General features: G+C 43.1%; 18 protein-coding genes. 16 read left to right on the top strand and 2 right to left on the bottom strand.

Features of this window, described 5'->3' with window-relative positions; all coding sequences use genetic code 11:
- Positions 1–18 precede the first annotated feature (18 nt).
- The gene (locus tag BUB19_RS07580) at positions 19–624 is read right to left on the bottom strand and encodes a tetratricopeptide repeat protein (protein ID WP_245802797.1); all 606 of its coding nucleotides are present in this window, start codon (positions 622–624) and stop codon (positions 19–21) included.
- Positions 625–633: 9 nt separating this feature from the next.
- On the bottom strand, positions 634–1,449 hold the full coding sequence (locus tag BUB19_RS07585; protein ID WP_073093943.1) for a 2,3,4,5-tetrahydropyridine-2,6-dicarboxylate N-succinyltransferase: 816 nt from the start codon (positions 1,447–1,449) through the stop codon (positions 634–636).
- A gap of 38 nt (positions 1,450–1,487) precedes the next feature.
- Between BUB19_RS07585 and BUB19_RS07590 the strand changes: the two genes are divergently transcribed.
- The 16 genes from BUB19_RS07590 to BUB19_RS07660 all read left to right on the top strand — a co-directional run bounded on the left by BUB19_RS07590 (position 1,488) and on the right by BUB19_RS07660 (position 19,641).
- Positions 1,488–2,624 (top strand): glycosyltransferase family protein, encoded by a 1,137-nt coding sequence (locus tag BUB19_RS07590; protein ID WP_143155951.1) that lies wholly within the window; start codon positions 1,488–1,490, stop codon positions 2,622–2,624.
- A gap of 238 nt (positions 2,625–2,862) precedes the next feature.
- Positions 2,863–3,534: a metal-dependent transcriptional regulator gene (locus BUB19_RS07595; RefSeq protein WP_073093945.1), complete on the top strand. Its 672-nt coding sequence runs from the start codon at positions 2,863–2,865 to the stop codon at positions 3,532–3,534.
- Positions 3,535–3,636: 102 nt separating this feature from the next.
- Positions 3,637–4,089 (top strand): thioredoxin family protein, encoded by a 453-nt coding sequence (locus BUB19_RS07600; protein ID WP_073093946.1) that lies wholly within the window; start codon positions 3,637–3,639, stop codon positions 4,087–4,089.
- Positions 4,090–5,472 (top strand): tRNA uridine-5-carboxymethylaminomethyl(34) synthesis GTPase MnmE, encoded by a 1,383-nt coding sequence (gene mnmE, locus BUB19_RS07605; protein ID WP_073093947.1) that lies wholly within the window; start codon positions 4,090–4,092, stop codon positions 5,470–5,472.
- 242 nt (positions 5,473–5,714) lie between these two features.
- Positions 5,715–6,068 (top strand): helix-turn-helix domain-containing protein, encoded by a 354-nt coding sequence (locus tag BUB19_RS07610; RefSeq protein ID WP_073093948.1) that lies wholly within the window; start codon positions 5,715–5,717, stop codon positions 6,066–6,068.
- Positions 6,065–7,159: a site-specific integrase gene (locus BUB19_RS07615; RefSeq protein ID WP_073093949.1), complete on the top strand. Its 1,095-nt coding sequence runs from the start codon at positions 6,065–6,067 to the stop codon at positions 7,157–7,159. The genes BUB19_RS07610 and BUB19_RS07615 overlap by 4 nt, the downstream gene beginning before the upstream one ends.
- Positions 7,160–7,386: 227 nt before the next feature.
- Positions 7,387–8,172, top strand: coding sequence for a hypothetical protein (locus tag BUB19_RS07620; RefSeq protein WP_143155952.1), 786 nt, complete (start codon positions 7,387–7,389; stop codon positions 8,170–8,172).
- A gap of 231 nt (positions 8,173–8,403) precedes the next feature.
- Positions 8,404–8,703 (top strand): helix-turn-helix domain-containing protein, encoded by a 300-nt coding sequence (locus BUB19_RS07625; RefSeq protein WP_073093951.1) that lies wholly within the window; start codon positions 8,404–8,406, stop codon positions 8,701–8,703.
- Entirely contained in the window at positions 8,700–8,996 is a 297-nt protein-coding gene (locus BUB19_RS07630) for a helix-turn-helix domain-containing protein (protein ID WP_073093952.1), read from the top strand. Before BUB19_RS07625 ends, BUB19_RS07630 begins: the two co-directional genes overlap by 4 nt.
- Positions 8,983–9,903, top strand: coding sequence for a BT4734/BF3469 family protein (locus BUB19_RS24340; protein WP_084097098.1), 921 nt, complete (start codon positions 8,983–8,985; stop codon positions 9,901–9,903). The genes BUB19_RS07630 and BUB19_RS24340 overlap by 14 nt, the downstream gene beginning before the upstream one ends.
- Positions 9,904–9,906: 3 nt before the next feature.
- On the top strand, positions 9,907–11,724 hold the full coding sequence (locus BUB19_RS07640) for a DUF3987 domain-containing protein (protein ID WP_073093953.1): 1,818 nt from the start codon (positions 9,907–9,909) through the stop codon (positions 11,722–11,724).
- 119 nt (positions 11,725–11,843) lie between these two features.
- Complete coding sequence (locus BUB19_RS07645; RefSeq protein ID WP_073093954.1) at positions 11,844–12,134, top strand: helix-turn-helix domain-containing protein; 291 nt, start codon at positions 11,844–11,846, stop codon at positions 12,132–12,134.
- Positions 12,135–12,252: 118 nt separating this feature from the next.
- Positions 12,253–14,256: a Piwi domain-containing protein gene (locus BUB19_RS07650; RefSeq protein ID WP_073093955.1), complete on the top strand. Its 2,004-nt coding sequence runs from the start codon at positions 12,253–12,255 to the stop codon at positions 14,254–14,256.
- On the top strand, positions 14,256–14,666 hold the full coding sequence (locus BUB19_RS07655) for a Fur family transcriptional regulator (RefSeq protein WP_014022288.1): 411 nt from the start codon (positions 14,256–14,258) through the stop codon (positions 14,664–14,666). The genes BUB19_RS07650 and BUB19_RS07655 overlap by 1 nt, the downstream gene beginning before the upstream one ends.
- Positions 14,667–14,711: 45 nt before the next feature.
- Positions 14,712–15,041: a DUF6660 family protein gene (locus BUB19_RS24740; protein WP_394333878.1), complete on the top strand. Its 330-nt coding sequence runs from the start codon at positions 14,712–14,714 to the stop codon at positions 15,039–15,041.
- Between the two features lie 187 nt (positions 15,042–15,228).
- Positions 15,229–19,641, top strand: a complete 4,413-nt coding sequence (locus BUB19_RS07660) for a CusA/CzcA family heavy metal efflux RND transporter (RefSeq protein WP_073093956.1) — start codon at positions 15,229–15,231, stop codon at positions 19,639–19,641.

Below are 19,641 nucleotides of genomic sequence, written 5' to 3' on the forward strand. Positions count from 1 at the left end.
TACCAGACTTTTTTTTATCTATTGACAATAATTCTTTATCGCTTCATCCGCCTGTTCAAACCCATTTTCAGCAGCGCTTTTAAAATCATCGCAGGCCTCGGATACTTTTTCTGTAGCTACATATAGCATTCCCCGGTAGTAAAACATCTGTCCGTTTTTAGGACTCATTTTTATCGCCGTGTTGTACTCTCTTAATGCTTCGTCTACATTTCCCAGGCGGTGCATAGACCTGGCTTTGAGAAAGTAAGCCGTAGAAGGAGCTCCAGACACCTGTACAGCGTTGTCTGCATACATCAGGGCAAGCTCAGGCCGCTCATTGTTATGATACAGGTTGGACAAGCTCAGCAATACCTGAATGTTTTTGGGGTCTTGCTTAAGGGCCAACTTGAAGCTTTCTTCGGCTTGTTTGAAGTCGTTCAGCTCTTCATGTGCCCTACCTTTATTGTATAATGCTTTCACATTATTCGGTCTGTTTTCCAGGTAACTGGCATAGGCCATGATCGCTTCTTCATACTGACCTTCATTGTAATAATAATCTCCCTGAGTAGAAGAACTTTCTTCACACGCGACCAGCATCAGGGCAATAAGCAGCAGGCTCAATAGGCTTTTAATGGTAATCATCATCTTTTGTATTTAAACGGCTACACTGTTTTCTCTCAGCGCATCATTGAGAGAGGTCTTTAAATCAGTGGAAGCTTTTCTTTGACCGATCACCAGTGCACAGGGCACCATGAACTCACCTGCCTTAAAGTTTTTCTTAATAGAACCAGGTATAACGACCGACCTGTCAGGAACATATCCTTTGTATTCCTTTGGCTGGTCTCCGGTCACATCTATGATTTTTGAGCTGGCGGTAAGTGTCACACCGGCTCCGATTACTGCTTCTTTTCCGATCCTCACTCCTTCTACAATGATCGCTCGGGATCCGATAAATGCACCATCTTCTACAATCACAGGTGCTGCCTGGATGGGTTCCAGTACGCCACCAATCCCGACACCTCCACTCAGGTGCACATTCTTTCCTATCTGCGCACAGGAGCCGACAGTAGCCCAGGTATCGACCATGGTTCCCGAATCCACGAAAGCACCTATATTTACGTAAGAGGGCATCATCACTACTCCATTAGCAAGAAACGCGCCATATCTCGCCACTGCATGAGGCACCACCCTTACGCCTTGCTTGGCATAGTTGGTTTTCAGAGCCATTTTATCGTGAAATTCAAAGGGCCCCACCTCTATTGTCCGCATTTTCTGGATGGGGAAATAAAGAATTACAGCTTTCTTCACCCAATCATTAACCTTCCAGGATCCGTCTTCAAGCGGCTCTGCGACTCTTAAAGAACCATTATCCAAATCCGCAATTACTGTTTTGACAGCGATCTGTACATCCTTTTCATTTAATAAATCCCTGTTATCCCAGGCTTTTTCTATGATATGCTGTAATTCCATAAAATTTATAATATTAGCTTTGTCTGAATGATTTTTGAATGATGAGAAAAAAAATCCCTATCGTCCTGGCATCCATCCTCAAACCTGTCGATGACTCCAGAATGTTGTTTAAGCTGGGATTTTCATTGCGTGAAACAAATAAATACGACCTTAACATCATAGGTTTTTCTTCAAAAAAAATGCCTGACATAAAAAATGTCCGGTTTATTCCCATTTTTTCCAAAAGCAGGACACATCCGTGCCGAATTATTGCCCCTGCTAAATTTCTATTTCATCTTTTCAGGATCAAACCCCGCATTGTGCTGGTCTGTACCTATGAGCTCCTTCCGGCTGCGGTATTTGCTAAATATTTCCTCTCATTTAAGCTGGTCTATGATATGCAGGAGAATTATTTGTATAACCTGGAATACAATCAAACCCTTTCCGGAACTAAAAAATCGCTTGCAAAATTTTTGGTCAGGACCATTGAAAACTGGAGCGGAAGGGCGATTGACCAATATATTTTTGCGGAGAAGTGCTATGCAGAGGAGATGCCCGGTATCGACAACCCCACAGTCATTGAAAATAAAGCAAACCTACCACAACGCCAGCTGCCGTCCTTCCATCTGATCCGACCCCATTCCCCCAGACTTTTGCTGACAGGTACCATCGCCCGGGCTTATGGCATCTCTACCGCAATTAAATGGTTTAGAGGGCTCCGAGAGGTCTTGCCTGAAGCCAGACTGTATATCAGCGGACATTGCCCCTCATCCTCCTATGCCCGGCAACTGGAAGCAGAAACCAGCCGGCAGCCCGGCATCCACCTTGACCTTTCCCCTGCTCCATTAGCCCATTCCGAAGTACTCAGGGAAATCGGAGAAGCCGATGTATTGCTGCTACCCTATCGCTTGCTTCCCAGTATCCGCAACAAAATACCCACCAAGCTTTATGAAGGGATCGCCTTGCAAAAACCCGTTCTCATCAGCAGGAATGAAGTATGGGAAGATATCCTGAAACGCTATCCGGCAGGTATGGGAGTAGATTTTGATGACATGGCCGGGATCAGCGGCATCTGGGAAAAATTCGCCGGAATGGAATTTTACCTTCGCCCGCCAGGAGATGAAGTAAGCTGGCAGTCGGAACGAACTGCCCTCCTGAAGCTGATCGATTCACTTTATGGATCCTGCAATCCGTAAAATTGTACTTTTCCAATAGACCCCATTCAGGGTTCGGCCACCAATAATTCCGCTAGTTGCAAACTTTAATACGCTGAAATCCAGTGTATTGTCGTATTTTTAGCCGCATCTAAAATTATTTGATGCCGTGTCTAAATTATTGAAAACATTGCATCTGGAGTTATCCACAAAGAATTTAGACTCAAATTAAATATTTTTTTAGACAGTCCTAAAAGGTATATTTGCACAAAAATGAATCATGCAAAAGCTTACTGCCGCTGAAGAAAATTACCTTAAGGCGATCTATCGCTTATTGGAAGAAGACCTGGAGAAAGTGTCGACCAATGAGATTGCCGCCCTGATCCAAACCAAGGCTGCATCTGTCAGCGACATGCTTAGAAAGCTCGCTGAGAAAGGTCTGATCGATTATAAAAAATACCGGGGTGTGAGCCTGACCGAGCCCGGAAGGAAAATGGCCTTGCATATCATCCGCCGAAACCGCTTGTGGGAAGTATTCCTGGTAGAGAAGCTTAAGTTCAGCTGGGATGAAATAGGCAATATCGCAGAAGAGTTGGAGCATGTAAACGCTCCCCTACTCGTCCGGCGTCTGGACGAATACCTGGGCTTTCCAAAATTTGATCCCCATGGAGATCCGATCCCTGATGAGTTTGGCGAATTGAGCAGCAAACCGCGGGTACACCTGGAAGCGCTGTCCCCCGGCCAGGCTGCAAAAATTGTAGCTGTAAACAACAGCAGTGCAGCATTTTTAAAATACCTCGATAAAGTGGGCATTTATATCGGAGCCAGGGTGATTGTGCTGGACCAGATTGAATTTGACGGATCGCTGGAACTGTTGATTGACGGACAGAAGACCTTGCATGTATCCCGGGAAGTTTCCGCCAATATTCTGGTCATGTTGCAGCCTTCCTGACGGCTTGGAACCAGGGAAATGTTTTTTTGGTTTTAAGTCAATATTCCTGCAGACCATTTCGGTGCAGAAATCGTTATATTTGAAAAATCAATCAAACTAAATATGCAGAAATTATTGGGGATCGTGTTGCTGGCGCTGTTGCTTCCATTCAATCTGGTGGCACAGGAGGAGCGCATAAACTGGTACAGTTTTGAGGAAGTGATCGACAAGGCTGCTGAGCAACCTAAAATGATCCTTGTGGACGTCTACACCGACTGGTGCGGATGGTGCAAAAAAATGGACAAGGAAACGTTTACAGACCAAAATGTGATCGATTACGTCAATCAGAATTTTTATGCGGTCAAATTAAATGCTGAGGATGCAAAAAGTAAATTTGAATTCCGTGGCAAGGAATATACAGAAGAAGAAATGGCACGTGCCATGCGCGTAAGGTCATTTCCGAATTTTGTCATCATGGATGCTGCCATGGAAAATATCACCCAGCTACCCGGATACCGGGAAGCCGAACCTTTTGTGGAGGCTCTTGCTGCGCTTCTGGAAAACTTCAAACAATAAATGTCACAAGTAATCAGCCCCCATGAGGACACCATCGTTGCACTGGCCACCCCTCAGGGCGTAGGTGCGATCGCCGTTATCCGCCTGTCTGGACCACAGTCCATACAGTTGGTCAATAACGTTTTTTATGGCAAGGACCTGGAAAAGCAAGCTGGTCACACCATTCACTTTGGCAGCCTGAGGGAGGGGGAAAAGGTAATCGATGAGGTGCTGGTGTCTCTTTTCCTGGCACCCAGGTCTTTTACCAAAGAGAATGTGGTGGAAATTTCTACCCATGGATCCTCCTATATTGTCAACCAGGTCATCAAGCTGATGATTCGTCAGGGAGCCAGACCTGCGAAGCCCGGGGAGTTTACCCAGAGGGCTTTTCTCAATGGGCAGTTTGACCTGGCCCAGGCAGAGGCAGTGGCTGATTTGATCCACTCGGATTCTGAGGCATCCCACCAGGCAGCCATGAGCCAGATGCGGGGAGGGTTTTCCGGAGAGATCACTGATCTGCGGGCACAGTTGATCCATTTTGCCTCTATGATTGAGCTGGAATTGGATTTCACGGAAGAAGATGTGGAATTTGCCAGCAGGGAGGACTTGAGGAATCTGGTAGAAAAACTCCTTAAGGTGGTCGAGCGGCTAATTGACAGCTTTGATCTGGGGAATGTCATCAAAAATGGTGTACCCACGGTCATTGCGGGAAAACCAAATGCTGGCAAATCTACCCTGCTCAATGCATTGCTGAATGAGGAAAAGGCCATTGTTTCTGAGATTGCCGGCACCACACGTGACTTTATCGAGGATGAAATCAATATTGGTGGGGTTATTTTCCGCTTTATTGATACTGCAGGTCTTCGGGACACTACCGATACGATAGAGGCGATGGGGGTAAGCCGTACCCGTGAGAAAATGAAATCCGCTTCACTGATTTTGTACCTGTTCGATCTAGGAGATACCGACATGATAGAAATCAACCGGGACATCAATCTTTTGGAAAACCTGGGGGTACCCTTTCTTAAAGTAGCCAATAAAATAGACAAGGGTAATAAACAATTGATCAATGAGTTAAACAGGCTGCATCCGGATACCATTTTCATTTCTGCGGGTAAAAAGAAGCACCTGGATCTGTTGAAAGATAAGATATTGGAACTGGTGAATCTGGACAAATTCAAAACGGGAAACACGGTTGTGACCAATATCCGGCATTACGATTCTCTGAACCGAACCAGGGAATCCTTATTGGATGTCCTGACTGGATTGGACCAGGAGGTGAGCAATGATTTTCTGGCCATGGATATCCGCCGCTCCCTGCATTACCTTGGCGAGATCACCGGGGAGATTACGACGGATGATTTGCTAGCAAATATTTTTAGTAAGTTTTGTATCGGAAAGTAATTACTTTTCGAATAGTACGCTAAACCCTTCTTTTACTTACTTTTAGGCTGTTTTTACTTCCTTTTCTTGTTGCTAAATTTCCTATTTTTTCCTATCTTTCGTTTCTAATTTGTTGCTGACCAATCAATATTTGTTGTTAGCAACAAATTTTTAAGATCGAGGCGAGATGATGTTACATAGAGATACATCCTGATACAAAGGGATACACTCTGAGACAGAAACAAGCCGAAAAAGGAAACACCATGAGCAGCAACATTCGAGTTCCCAAAATCTGTCAGCATTGCGGTACTGAGTTTATCGCCAAGACTACTGTGACCAAATTTTGTGGTGATAACTGTGCCAAGCGTGCCTACAAGAAACGCAAGAGAGATCAGAAGGTGCAGGAGATTGCCCCTACTGCAGTACAGAAACAAGAATACAATCAGGAGCAAGTCAGAGACAAAGACTTTCTAAGTATTGCCGAAACCTGCAAACTACTTGGTGCAAGTAGAATGACCCTGTACCGTCAAATCAAGAACGGGAAAATACAAGCTGCAAAAATTGGGAGCCGAACCATTATCAAGAGAGAAGAAATCGAAAAACTGTTTCAGGGATGAAAGTAACACTAAGAAAACGCAATCAAGGTGGCAAGACCAGTCTATACCTCGACTACTACCACAAAGGGAAAAGGAAGACGGAATACCTCAAATTATACCTTTCTCCCAATGCAAAGACCAAAGAGGAAAAGGAAGTTAACAAAAAGACCCTTCAATTGGCTGAGACTATTAGAGCACAGCGACAAATCGAAATCCAAAACGGTGTATATGGATTCAGAGATAATGAGAAATTGAAAGGCAGCTTCCTTGCATACATTGAGCTACTGGCTAACCAGAGGCAGGATAGCCCTGGCAATTACGGCAATTGGACAAGTATGCTGAAACATCTAAAGGCTTTCTGTTCCTATGAGGTTTCCTTCTCAGATATTGACCGACAGTTTATTCAGGATTTCAAATACTACCTTGATAAGAAGGCTATTGCACATGGTGACCAGAAACTATCTCAAAATTCTAAGTACTCCTACTTTAACAAGCTGCGAGCAGCTTTAAAGCAAGCAGTGAAAGACGGCATTCTACCTACCAACCCAAGTGAAGGAGTTAACGCCTTTAAACAAGGTGAACCTGAAAGAGAATTTCTGACTTTGGAGGAACTTCAAGCAGCAGCCAATACGGAATGTGAAATACCTCAGATGAAAACGGCATTCATATTTTCATGCCTTACAGGTCTGAGGTGGTCAGACATTAATAAGCTACTCTGGTCAGAGGTGCAGCACTCAAATGATAACGGGTATTACATCCGATTCAGACAAAAGAAAACCAAGGGAGCAGAAACCCTCCCTATTTCAGAACAAGCCTTTGGCTTGCTCGGTGAAAGGCAAGCTCCAGAAGAGCGAGTATTCAAAGGATTGAAATACTCTGCATGGCATAACCTGAAATTGCAACAATGGATGATGAAAGCTGGTATCTCCAAAACCATCACTTTCCATTGTGCCCGTCATACCTATGCCACTTTGCAGCTTACGGCAGGAACTGATATTTACACAGTCTCAAAGCTCTTAGGCCATAAGGAATTGAAGACCACCCAAGTCTATGCGAAAATCATAGATGAAAAGAAACAGGAAGCAGCCAACAAAATCAAACTTGACCTATGAGCAATCAAACCAAATTACTTGACGACATCCTGTACCAAGAGCTTCGCCCTTGGTTAGGAAAAAACAGCCTTGATCAAAAGTATGCTTCCAAACTCAGTAGCGTAAAGGAAGCCTCCACAGATTTTCAATTCAAATATGAAATCAGCTTTCACAGGCCATTCGATCACAAAACAAAGTACTATTCCAAACTGATATTAAATAATGTCAAATCAGAATGTGTCAGGCTTGTGGAACTGATCAAGGAGGACAACAACGAAAACTTAATCAAGTATTGGCTTGAAGACACACTCAACAAGCGGATTAAAACCCGCTTAAAAGACCTTGGAAAACTCATTAAAGAAAAGGACTATGCACTGACGTACATAGATCCTAAAAAAACATCCTTTGAATTAGACCAAACCCACAAGGCAAACACATTCATCGTACAGCTTCTAAAGCTTGCATACATGCAGCTTTACTTAGAAATCCAAAATGCTTTCAGCACTTGGATAGATGATCAATTCATACTGGAGGACTTTTACAGCCAACTACTTTTAGAACCTATCCCGGACAACCATTTCTTGAAACCAGTTCAAGTAATTGAAGTTGAATCCAAACCAGTACCAGCAGCCAAAACGGAATCCACAGCAACGGTAAATTCATTTCATTCATTTACCTACAAACAGTTACCCACCAACCCAGATAAATTGACCGATCTATGGGATAGTCTAAAGCTGAATCATTTCATTAGCAAATCCACAACCCTACTCAACTTCAAAAAGGTATTCTCAGGAGGTGAAATCAAAACACCTATAGAATGGACAGGAAATATCAGCGAGCTATTCTATTTCATTAAGCTGATATACTCAGAGTATAAGTTGGTGGATGATCTAAAGCAAAAGCAATGGGAAGTGACTTGCCTATGCTTCGTTGATACTGATGGAAATTCCTTTGACAGGTCAAAGTTCAGGTCTTTAAAAAGACCGAACCTGACAGGAGATAAAATAGAAAAGGCAGTTTCGCACCTGATATAGTCCACTCTGCACTATACTCCTTTTATCTTTTTTCTGTTTTTGTTTAGTCCTCTTTTACCTTAAAAGTGGGCTATCAATTTTTACAGCCCACTCTGCACTCTGCACTCTACACTGCACCATACTTTAGAGCCTCATAACGCCCCTTTTAGCCTCATACTTTAGCATCGTATTCGACAATCGGATATGACTTTTGGCCAAGAGTCCATTCATTAATTCTTAATACGATTTAAGATGGACGAAATAATTGAACGTCTTGAAAATCTCCAACGCCTAATTGAGAGCCAGGGGATTTACACGAAAGAAGTTTTAAACTTCAATGAAGCTTGCCAGTATCTGGAGCTTTCCCAATCTCACTTGTACAAATTGACAAGTGCAGGGAGCATTCCGCACTACAAGCCCAATGGAAAGAAGCTCTATTTCAAAAGAAGCGAGTTGGAAAGCTGGTTGCTACGCAACCGCAATTCCACTCAGGAAGAAATAGACCAAAGGGCAGCGGATTACCTAATCAAGAAAGGGAGGGTGAAGCTATGAACGAGATAATGGATATGATCTTGACGCTAACTCAAGACATTAAAACAGTCAAAGCCTACCTCCTCAACTTCCATAAATCACGCTTGGAGCAATTCAGCGAGGAATGGATTGATGGGCAGGTAGTGATGCAAACGCTTCACATCAGCAAAAGAACCCTCCAATCCCTTCGGGATGGTGGGGTTCTTCCCTACAGTCGAATCAATGGTAAATTCTATTACAAGGTTTCTGATATAGAAGCCTTGCTGGAATCCAACTACTCACCTTCAAAATCAAAGCATTATGGAGATCAGTAGAGAAGCCATTTTGAGAAAGACACATTACGGCTTGAATATCTATGCCCATGTGTTACGCCACTACTATCAGGGTGAAACAGTCCTATCCCTTTCGGGACGGGACTGCAAACCTGCTAAGAATCCATTCAATGCGGACAAGCCCACATTGATGGTTAAAGTAGTTGACGGCATTGCTACACACACATATACAGAAGAAGCCATTGCACAGGGCAATGTCTTTGATTTTGCTTCATTGCATTTCAGCCTCGAAGGGCAAGCCCTTCTCGATAAGATCAATGAAGAACTATACCTGAGAATTGGCAAGGAAAGAGGTTTTTATCATCAAGAGGAAACGCAACCTGCGGTTGCTATTCCTGAAATTCAAAAGCCTACACCGCCAGTATTCAGCTATTTCAAAAAGCCTGTTTCTAATGTGAAACCAAGTCGCCAAGTCTCCTTGATTGAGGTGTACCACCTCATCAAAGGCAATGATTTTGCTTCGTGTACAAGTACACTTCGCAATATCTCCGAGCCAAAAGATGCCCGAAAGTATAAAGCTCAAAACTTCGATTATGTGACCTTCTCAGGCTCATTTTCTAAGCGGAATGATGCAAACCTCCAAAGACACTCAGGTTTGCTCACAATCGATTTTGACCACATTGAGGACATCCCAACACTCAAGCAATCATTACTCAATGACCATTATTTTGAAACAGAGCTACTGTTTGTGTCTCCGTCAGGTGATGGATTAAAATGGGTCATACCGATTGATTTGACACAGGCAAAACACCAGGACTATTTCAAGGCGGTGGCAAACTATGTTTCCCACACCTATCAATTAGAAGTAGACCAGTCAGGAAAGGACATTTCAAGAGCATGTTTCCTTCCACACGATACAGAAATATTCATCAATCCTAAATACATATAGGTTATGGAACGAAAAACATTCAATCCGTTGGAATGGCTTGATAAGCCAGACCAACCAGTAAAAGTTACAGAGCAAAGCAATTACAATACAACTACACAACTCGAAGACGTTGAACGAATCATTCAAGACATTGAGGCCAGCCGTATAGATGTCACCTCCGCTTACAGCGATTGGGTAAATATTGGTTTTGCCTTTGCGGATGAGTTTGGCGAAACAGGTAGAAACCTGTTCCACCGAGTCAGTCAATTTCACCCTGAGTATTCCATACAGGAATGCGACAAGCAGTTCGATAATTGCATGAAGGCAAGAGGTCAGGGAGTTTCCCTGAAAACCTTCTTTTTTCATGCCAAACAAGCGGGCATTCCTTTGGCTACACCAAAGCAGGAACGACAGGACTACAGCCCTGCAAGCAAGTCTGAATACCAAAGCAAGAATCTCAACACTCAGGCAGAAAACAAAAAAGAACCGGATTTAATGCCAACATTCCCAAATTCCTTGTTTCCTGAACTTCCTGAGTTTTTGCAAAAGGTAATACAGATAGCCACTTCCAATGAAGAAAGGGATATTCTACTCCTTGGCTCCTTAGTGGCTATTAGTGCCTGTTTACCCAAAGTGTCAGGAATCTATGATGGCAAGCGTGTCTACTCCAATCTGTTTCTATTCATTACTGCCCAAGCCTCAGCAGGTAAAGGTCGTTTGGTGCATTGTCGTCAATTAGTGAATCCAGTACACAAAGAGTTTCGGGAACAAGCAAAACTCCACAAGCAACATTACGAACTGGAATTGGCTGAATACAACGCCAACAAAGGAAAAGTTGAAGGAATAGAGAAACCCGAGAAGCCACCCGAAAAGATGCTCTTTATCCCTGCCAATAACAGCTCCACAGGAGCTTATCAATTATTAGGTGATAGTGATGGTAAAGGACTGATATTTGAAACTGAGGGTGACACACTTGCACATGCTTTTAAGAGCGATTACGGTAACTATAGTGACGGCTTTAGAAAAGCCTTTCACCATGAAACCATTTCCTACTATCGCAGGACAGACCGTGAATATGTGGACATAGAAAGCCCTTGCCTTTCTACTGTCTTGTCAGGTACACCCAAGCAAGTAGCGGCCTTAATCCCGAATGCAGAAAACGGCTTATTCAGCCGTTTCATATTCTATTACATGAATGTTCGGCCAGTGTGGAAGAATGTATTTGCTTCGCAAACTACCAATGGATTAGACGACTACTTTGATACATTAGGCAATGAGTTCTTCAATCTCTACAGTTCATTAAAAGCTGGACAGGATGTTCAATTCTTTCTCACCGCTGACCAGCAAGACCAGTTCAATCAGTTCTTTGGTCAGATACAAGAAAAGTATATGAGCATTCAAGGAATCGACTACATGGCAACCATCCGAAGGTTGGGATTGATTGCCTATCGTTTCTGCATGATATTCTCCGCTTTGCGGATCATGGAGACTGGTGAAACATCATCAAAGATGATTTGTGAAGAAAGAGACTTTCAAGCTTCGCTTGCAATGGTCAAAGTGTTGGTAAAGCATTCGAGTAAAGTATTTGCAGAACTCCCGGAAGACGTACAGAAACCTACTCGATTAAATAGGAAAGAGAAATTCTTGAATAAGCTACCCAAACACTTCAACCGTCAAAAGTACCTTGAAGTGGCAGCAGCTTTGAGCATTCCTCACAAAACGGCAGAGGGCTATATCACTGACTTCTGCAAATCAGGTCTGCTTCACCGTGAGTCTCAGGACAACTACATAAACACCTCGATTGAGGATACTCAGGATTCTGAGGATGCTAAGGAAAATTAATCCTTGGTATCCTCCATTTCCTTAAAATCCTGAAACATTAAATCCACAAATCTACCTACTTCGTTTCTTCTTTTTCTTTCCTATATTTGGCATTATTTGTCAAGTAATATATTGCCAACATGGATAACTTCGGTTCTAGACTGAAAGCATTAAGAACAAAACAAGGGCTATTAATGCGACAAGTCGCTGCTGCTACAGATGTGGACACCTCTATGATAAGCAAGTTTGAGAATGGTGATCGACTTCCAACAAGAAAACAAATTGAAAAGCTCGCTTTGATTTTAAAGGTTACAGAAGAGGAATTACTCGTTCAAGCATATAGTGAAAAAATTGCATACGATTTAATCAAAGAACCGCTAGCTGAGGAAATTGTCGAATTGGCATTAAAAAAATTACAATTAAAAAAATGAACTAACCAAACAGTACATCTTTATGCCTAGCCATTGTTTCAATATACTCACATTCAATCACCCTCAGGAAGAACAAACTTTTTACTTCACTGACCAGGAACAAGCCAACCTCACAAGGATGTACAAATCCCTTGTGCCTGATGAGGTTATTGAAAAGTATGGAGAGCAAGACCATTATTACACCTCATTTACAGTTGAGGAGGAAGCTTTCTTAGCAGTATCGAAACCGACAAGCCCACAGTTTGAAACAAAAAAGAATGAGCAAGGTGAAGAACGTTCATATACCATTCGTAATTCTACCTTTTCCACTTCAGTATTAAAGCGATATTACAATTCGCTCATTCATAGCCATTTCAAAGGGAAAGGATTTTTAGTAAAGCCCAATTTTATAAATGATACAGAAGTTTGGCTTCCAAGCACCAAACAAGACACCACTGGCCAGTATAAGATATTCGACCGCTTCTCACTCAAAGTACAGTTTAAGACAGTTTCCGACAGTCTGGAATTGTTGGTGACATTTGAAGGTAAATCCAAAATCTTCAAAGTTCCTGTCTCCACCCTATTAGAGGATGTATCACCGACAGATATTAATTGGGTAGTATACGAAAAGGGTCTGTACCGTTTTGATGAGTTACCTGATAGCGGCAAAAGAGAATATGACAAGGTGTATCCAGTATGGAATTTCGAAATCAGAGATGCATTAATGCAAGGAACAGAAGCCCCGGACAAAACCAATAAGTACAAAAAGTTTAGAGAGGAAATCGACAAGTTCTACAATCAATACCTGAATACAGAGGAGTTCAAAGCAATCATTCCAATTACCTCCAATGGATTCATACCAGTTAATAAATTCAATATCGGGTCAGTCAATAATTCCAGTAACCGCCTTTTGTTCGGTGAACAAAAGTCTGGCATTGTGCCAATGGATGGAATGAAAGAGCATGGCCCCTTTGATTTCAGCTCTACTTCTAAAATCCACTTCTTTTTCATCTTCCATAAAGATGATCAACATATCGCCCAGAAGATGGACGGTTATTTCAAAGGATCAGAATTTGGCTTCAAAGGATTGACCAAGTTTATTCATACGCCTTACCATACTGAAAAAGGGTTCAGTATAAGATTTGAAGACAGAGACAATCCATGGCCAGAAATCTATGAAGCGGTTACCAACAAACACTTTGAATCAGATATTCAGTACATCGCCATTTATATCAGTCCATTCTCCAAGAACTCACCAGACAAATCAAGAAGGAAGATATACTACAAGCTGAAAGAATTGCTTTTAAAGGAAGGTGTTTCCTCACAGGTAATTGATGGAGAAAAGGTAATGACTAATGAAAAGTACTATTACAGCTTACCGAATATTGCAATTGCCATTTTAGCCAAATTGAACGGCATTCCTTGGAAACTGGATACCAAGCTCAAGAACGAATTGATAGTAGGCATTGGAGCATTCAGAAACTCAGAGGTGGATATACAATATATTGGCAGTGCTTTTAGCTTCGCTAATAATGGGAAATTCAACCGTTTTGAGTGCTTCCAAAAAGACCAAACAAAGGAGTTAGCAGGTTCAATTATCAGAGCAGTAAAAGAGTATGCAAATGTAAATACAGGCATCAAACGGCTTGTGATACACTTCTACAAGAGTATGAGGCAAGATGAACTACAACCGATAGAAGACGGCCTCAAAGACCTTGGATTAGACATTCCAGTATTTATAGTTTCCATCAACAAGACAGAATCCTCGGACATTGTTGCATTTGATAACAGTTGGAAAGACCTTATGCCAATGAGTGGCACTTTCATAAAGGTTGGGTACAATAAGTTCCTGCTATTCAACAACACAAGATACAGCCCAAAATTCTACAGCTTCCATGCCGGCTTTCCGTTCCCGATAAAACTGAAAATCTTTTGTACAGAAAAAGAATTGGTAGACGAATATAAGACCGTGAAAGAATTGATTGACCAAGTTTATCAGTTCAGCCGTATGTACTGGAAATCAGTAAGACAACAGAATTTACCAGTGACCATCAAATACCCTGAAATGGTCGCAGAAATGCTTCCTCATTTTGATGGTAATGAAATACCTGAATTTGGAAAAGACAACCTTTGGTTTTTGTAATGGACAGAATAGAAGAAATATTTAAAATTAAGGACGTAAAGCCGACTGCTGTAAGGATAGTAGTACTGCGCTACCTATTAGAACAAAAGAAAGCACAGTCTTTAAAGGACATTGAAGTTGGTCTCGATCAATCAGACAGAAGTTCAATTTTTCGCACACTAAAAACTTTTGAAGATCATAAGGTGATCCATAGTATCGAAGATGGCTCAGGGATGACCAAGTATGCTGTATGTGTAGAAGGCTGCAATTGCGATCCAGAAGACCTTCATTATCATTTCTATTGCACTTCATGTGAAATGACTTTTTGCCTTTTAGACCACCCTATTCCTTTAGTCAATCTACCAAATAATTTTAAAATGGCACAAGCTAACATGGTCATTAAAGGATTATGCGATAAGTGTAACCAATAACCTTTGCAATCGGGTTGCACTATCACTTCTTTATATTTGCAACCAATGAAGTATTTATCTTTGATATTCGCCACGTTTACGCTGATGCTCTCCACAGTCCCTATTGAGGGAGCTTGTCGTAGTAACTCGTATGATGGTGTTTACAACTACTCAAATACAGAATCTAGTCAGCAGGAGAGCGGAAATCAGGATAACGAAAATTGCCCCCCACTCTGCGGTTGTCAATGTAGTCATGTACATGCAATCTCTTTTGGAAACAATAGGGTAATTATCAATCTGGTATTTGCGGATAATAATAAGTTGCCCAGAAACTACAACAATGGTATTTCTTTTAATTTAATCAATGCCATTTGGCATCCCCCAAAGTTCTCCTAATAGGTTATTGCTTACTTATTCAAAGGTATTAACACATGTGATTTTCAAGTCACATGTGTGATATTCAATAACCACCACTACGCCTACAGTCCAATAGAACAGTACGGCTTGTATTTCCAAATCAACATGTTTAAAAGTCATAAACATCAGGACTTCTTTATCAAGAGATCCTGATAAAAGTAAAGCTATGATTAATCAAATAATTTCGTTTTCAATAAAAAACAAGCTTATTATTGGCCTGCTCACGCTGGCCCTCATAGGAGTAGGTATCTACTCCATGTCCACGGTTAACCTCGGTTCGGTGCCGGATATCACCAACAACCAGGTACAGGTAATGACCGTATCTGAAAACCTGGCTACCGAAGATATCGAGCAGTTTGTCACTTATCCGGTGGAACTGGCCATGGGAAATCTTCCCGGAGTGGAAGAAATCCGTTCCGTTTCAAGGTTTGGCCTGTCGGTCGTCACCATCGTTTTTGAAGACGATATGGGTACTTATCTGCCCCGCCAATTGGTACAGGAAAAACTGAATGAATTACAGGAGACCATCCCTGAAAAGTTTGGCGACCCAACTATGGGCCCTATTTCTACAGGCTTGGGCCAGATCTATGAATATACCATCCAACCGAAACCGGGTTATGACACAGTCTACAGCCCGATGGAACTGCGAACCATTCAGGATTGGATCGTAAAAAGACAACTCACCTTGCTTGATGGTGTGGTGGAGGTCAACTCATTTGGTGGTTACATCAAACAATACGAAGTGGCTATTAATCCTGAAAAGCTCAACGCCATGGATGTGAGCATTTCAGAGGTTTACGGTGCCCTTGCCCGAAATAACGTAAATACTGGCGGTGCTTACATCGAAAAAAACCGGATGTCCAATTTCATTCGCGGGGAAGGACTGGTGCGCTCTCTGGACGACATACGGAGTATTGTAATCCGAAACGAAAATGGTATTCCCATCACCATTGATGACGTGGCCGAGAAAGTTCATTTTGGCCACCAGGTGCGCTACGGGGCTTTCACCCGTGATGGTAAAGAAGCCGTAGGAGGCATAATAATGATGCTGAGAGGATCCAACCCTAATGCCGTTATCCAAAACGTGAAAGAGCGCATGGAGGAAGTAGAAAAATCGCTTCCCGAAGGGCTCACGATTGATGCTTTTATCGACCGTAGCGCACTTATAGGGAGAACCACTGATACGGTAAAGAACAACCTGATTGAAGGCGCACTGATCGTAATCTTCGCCTTGGTAATCCTCCTGGGAAGTTTGCGCGGGGGTCTCATTGCGGCCACTACCATTCCGCTTTCTCTGCTCTTTGCCTTCATTTTGATGAAGCAGTTTAACGTTTGGGCCAACCTGATGAGCCTGGGCGCTATTGACTTCGGGATTATCATTGATGGGGCAGTGATTATCATTGAAGGAACAGTTTACGAAATCCAGAAACGTATTCGGTCAGGGAAAATCAAGTTCAACCAGAGAGTAATGGATGAGGTAGCTTATGAGTCCGGCAGCACAATGATGGGTTCAGCCTTTTTCGGACAGATTATCATCCTGATTGTATTTGCCCCTATTCTTTTCCTCACAGGTGTGGAAGGTAAAATGTTCCAGCCCATGGCCTATACCTTTGGATTTGCCATGATAGGTGCTATAGTCTTGTGCCTCACTTACGTTCCCATGATGTCTGCCCTTTTCATGAAACCCATCCAAAACAGAAAGAACTGGTTTGGCCGATTTGAACGCTGGCTGGAAAAAATCAGTGATAAAGTCATTGGTGGCATTCATTGGGCCTATCTGCCCTTACTCAAAAGTGCACTCCGGTTTAAAACAATGGTAATTATCGTTGCTGTTGTTCTGCTCGGCATAGCGGGCTATACCTTTTCCCGAATGGGAGGAGAATTTGTACCCCAACTGGATGAAGGTGATATCGCCATGCAGGCATTGATAAGGCCGGGAAGTTCGCTGAGTGAGGCAACAGATGTTTCCTATAAAATTGAGAACCTGTTACTGGAGAATTTCCCTGAAATCAAAACCGTAACAGCTCGCATAGGTGTGGCCGACATTCCTACCGACCCTATGCCAATGGATATTGCCGATATGTACCTCATTCTGGAAAAAGACCGGGATAAGTGGACTACGGCAGAAACGAAGGAAGGGCTTATTGACGAAATCAAGGAACTGCTTGAAGAGCGGTTGACTGGTGTCAACCTTGTGTTCACACAACCTGTGGAACTTCGATTCAATGAACTTTTGGAGGGAGTGCGCGAAGACATTGCTGTCAAGCTCTATGGTGAAGACCTGGATGTATTGGCTACCAAAGTTCAGGAAATGGCCGATATTATTGAGACCGTGCCGGGTGCAGGTGATGTGAATGCCGAACGAACTTCGGGTTTGCCTCAAATGACCGTGCGCTATAACCGCAAGAAAATGGCACAATACGGGTTGGACATTGAAAAGGTGAACGCCTACATCAGTTCTGCTTTTGCAGGTGGAAAGGCAGGGGTGATTTTTGAAGGCGAAAAACGCTTTGATCTGGTCATCCGTTTTGATGAGGCCCACCGCCAAGGTATAGACGATCTGCGCACCCTGTATATCGACCTTGAGAACGGAACACAAATTCCCATCAAAGAAATAGCTGACATAAGTTACCAACCAGGCCCGATGCAGATTAGCCGCGACAATACCTACCGTAGGACTTACGTAGGTGTAAACGTGCGAGGCAGGGATGTGGAGTCGGTAGTAAATGACATACAGGCTAAATTGGATGATCAATTGGATTTACCATCTGGCTATTATATTACGTATGGTGGCGAATTTGAGAATTTACAGAGTGCCAAAAAACGGCTCACTATTGTAGTGCCCATTGCACTCTTTTTGATTTTCGTGCTGCTCTATTTTGCACTAAAGTCATTTTCGCAATCCATTATGATCTACATGGCCATTCCCCTGGCAGCCATAGGGGGCGTTTTTGCCTTGTGGATGAGAGATATGCCATTTAGTATTTCAGCCGGTGTTGGATTTATCGTGCTGTTTGGTGTAGCTGTATTGAATGGTTTGGTTCTGATCAACCGCTTCAATTCCCTCAAAGAAGAAGGGGTGACCAGCTTAAAGGATCGAATTTTGACCGGTACCAAAGAAAGGATTCGCCCCATCATGCTTACTGCAACCACGGATATATTCGGTTTCCTGCCTATGGCTTTCTCGGCATCTGCCGGAGCGGAAGTGCAACGGCCTTTGGCCACCGTAGTAATTGGTGGAATGCTGTCGGCTACACTTCTTACGCTGGTTGTACTGCCTGTACTCTATACCTTCGTTGAGAAACGCAGGGAAAAGAAAATCGGAAACCAGGGGCATAAAACAGCTCTGAACACCATCGTTCTACTCATTGGTTTAGGTAGTTTTCTTGGCTTTTCCCAATCTGCACACGCACAGGGAATAAACCCGGATACCTTGCAAAGCATTTCCCTTGAAGGTGCCCAAAATCGGGCTGTTGAGTATTTCCCGCAAGTGAAGGCCAAAAGGCTGCAAATAGAAAGTGAGGAAGCCTTGAAGAAAACCGCATGGGATTTTGGGAACACCCAAATTTTCACGGGAGCGGAAGAAGCAAGCAGCAATACTGATGGAGTTTATACGCGGATAGGGGTTCAACAACAAAATATTGATGTTTTTGGAATTGCTCCACGACTGCGCTTGCAAAAGGAACGGGTCGCCCTTGCCGAAAGCGCTCTCGACCTGTCATTAACAGAGCTTAAACGAGAAGTGAAGTTGGCCTGGGGCCAGGTTTACACCGCTAAAAACACCTACCAGGTGTACAACCGTTTGGATTCGCTCTTTACCGATATAGAACGAGCGGCAGATGTGAGGTTGGAAGTAGAAGAAACTTCTAAACTGGCCTATTTGGCCACTAAAAACCAGGCCAATGAAGTGCGCATCCAAAAGGAACAGGCCTATCGCGATTACCTGGGCGCTTTGCAGCGGCTCAACTTATGGCTGGTCAGCGATACCCTTTATACAGTACCGGATGTGCCCAGTGAGCAATTGACCGGGATCCTTAATTATGACTTGGATTCCCTAAGTACTCACCCTTTGCTTAATGTGTATCAACAGCAAATAAAAGTGGCCGATGCTCGAATAAAGGAAAGAAGATCGGAGTTTTTGCCCAAGTTACAAGGACAGTATGGCTGGCAAGAAGTTGGGGGGCAAACCGGGTTTTACACCTACCAAATAGGCATACAAATCCCCTTGTTTTTTGGGCCCGAGCTGGGCCGTACGCAAGAGGCTAAAATCCAGCGCGAAATTGCCACGGAAAATCTCAGGCAGAACCAGCTTCAACTCAATGCCGAGTACCAATCCATGCGGGAAGAATACCTGAAATGGCGTAACTCATGGATTTACTATCGTGACCAGGCATTGCCGCTGGCACGCGAGCAAAGACAAGGTTCGATAACGGCTTACCGAGAAGGCGCAATAGACTATGTAAGTTTTTTGCAAAACATAAGGGACGCTATCCGCATAGAAGTGGATTCATGGAATGCTTTGGGCAATTACCTGGACAGCCGCTATGAACTCGAATACTATTTACAAACAACAAACTAA

The sequence above is a fragment of the Cyclobacterium lianum genome (assembly GCF_900143075.1).
GTDB classification, from domain to species: Bacteria; Bacteroidota; Bacteroidia; order Cytophagales; family Cyclobacteriaceae; genus Cyclobacterium; species Cyclobacterium lianum.